This window comes from Streptomyces luteolus (assembly GCF_029968015.1).
Taxonomy (GTDB): domain Bacteria; phylum Actinomycetota; class Actinomycetes; order Streptomycetales; family Streptomycetaceae; genus Streptomyces; species Streptomyces luteolus.
Genome location: NZ_JASCIS010000105.1, coordinates 1 through 1,929, shown reverse-complemented (window position 1 = coordinate 1,929; position 1,929 = coordinate 1). Strand labels below are relative to the sequence as shown.

The following is a 1,929-nucleotide window of genomic DNA, read 5'->3' as shown; positions in this document are numbered from 1 at the left end:
GGGCTGTTTGCCGGCTTCGTGGTTGTCGGGGTCCGGGGGTGATGGTGTGTCGGGTGAGTTCGGCGGTGGTGTGGGTGTGGTGTTTGGTGCGGATGCGGCGTAGGTGGGTGTCGATGGTGTGTGGGGGGGGGGCGTGTGGCGGGCTGTCTGCAGGTGGGTGCATTCCGAGGTGATGTAGCGGAGGGTTTCGAGTTCGCGGGGGGCCAGTGCGGGGGTGGGGGCGGGTGCCGAGGGGGGCGCGGTGGTTGCGGGGAGCTCACGCTCCACCTGGTAGCCCGCGATCCGGGCCCCGTTCAGGGGACCTGCCCGGCCCGCGGTCGCCTTCCTGCGGCTGGCCGCATCCATCACGTCCCCCGTGCCCGCGCACCCCCGGCTCTGATGCCGCCCGAGCCCTACCCCCACAACACTAAACCGGCATAACAGTCACCCATGAACAAATTCTGTCCGACGGGCCTTCCAGCCCACGGACCAGAGACCCCACACGACCCCCCGGACCCCACAGCCCCCGGCTCTGCCCCACCCCGGTGAACAAGCCCCACCCCGGCCCGCCCCCTCCACACACTGCCGAACAGCCACTGCAGTACGGACCGCCGCTCCTCCCATGGCGCCCCAGCCCTCCCGATGCTCCCTGTACAGGCGGCGGCGGACACAAGCACCCGCCCGGCCCCAAACCTCCTCGGACACCGGCGCCCCGCCCCACCGCCGACGATGCCGGCCCCACCCCGGCCCCACCGCGACATAGCGCACCAACCACAGACACAGCCCCGCTCCACGCCGCTCCACGCTGCTCCACGCTGCTCCACGCCGCTCCACGCTGCTCCACGCTGCTCCACGCGGCAGTGAGCTCCGCAAGCCCTGCGCTCTCACGTTCACGTTGCCGATCCAGGTGCCGAGTTTCACCTCCTGGCCGTCGTCGAGTTGCTCGACGTGTTCGCGCGGGATGGTGAGGTGCTCTTCGCGGCTCGGTATTGGCGTGCAGCCTGGAGGCTGGGGCCAGTCCGCCTCGGCGCCGACACGACCTGTTCGGCCACCCCGATCCGCAACCGCCGCGACGAGTGGATCCAGCTCGGTGTCTTCGCCGGGCTCCAGCAGATCGCGCTGGACTTCTACGACCGGATCGTCGGCCTCGTCCTCGGCCAGATCGCCGTCGACGGGTCGATCACCCAAGCCCCCGGGCGGCGGCGAGGCCGCCGGGCGCTCCCCGGCCGACCGCGGCGAACTGGGCCTGAAACGCTCCGGCATGACGGACGGTTACGGCATTCCACCCAGCGAGTCCTGGCCGGAGCCAACCGCCACGACTCCCCGCTGCTCGCACCGACCCTGGACCGCCTTGACGACCTGGGACCGCTGCCCGACGACATCACCGTCCACCTGGACGCCGGCTCCAGCTCGGACGCCACTCCCACCCTGCTCAGCGAACGGGGCCTGCACGGCTGTATCGCGACGCAAGGGTCACCAGGCGCCGACGGGAACCCTCTGCACGTCGATGCCGTGACCCTTCGCGTGCCATGCAACCGTGCGCTGCGCACCCAAAGCCACACTCCCGACCTCGCGACCATGCCTGAGGCCGTCGGTCAACTCTCCCGTGACATCCAGCCGCTCCTGCCCCGCCACCGGCGGATTCCTGCTGCACACCGGAGCCGACGCCCCGGCCCCTGCGCGCCGGCCACCTCGTCAACACCGCCCGCCCGCACACGGCGCCCTCACTCCAGCAGGCCACCGACCTGGTCGACACGCTGCTACGACACCGCCTCGCCACCCCCGGCCCCCTGGCGGCCTGCGTACCCACCCCACCACCAGCCAACTCATCGCCCCCACAGGCGAAACCACTCCCGGCCTGTACGCATTCGGTCAACTCGCCTACGGAAACTGCTACTTGGCGTCCAGTGGCATGCACATGACCACCCGGCGTGTCACCAAGGCAGTCCG

Annotated in this window: 1 pseudogene; it reads left to right on the top strand. The window is 70.9% G+C overall.

Annotation, left to right across the window (positions count from 1 at the left end):
- Positions 1-1,008: 1,008 nt before the first annotated feature.
- Positions 1,009-1,458: pseudogene (locus QIT00_RS38650) on the top strand (transposase); the annotation flags it as partial.
- Between the last annotated feature and the right edge of the window lie 471 nt (positions 1,459-1,929).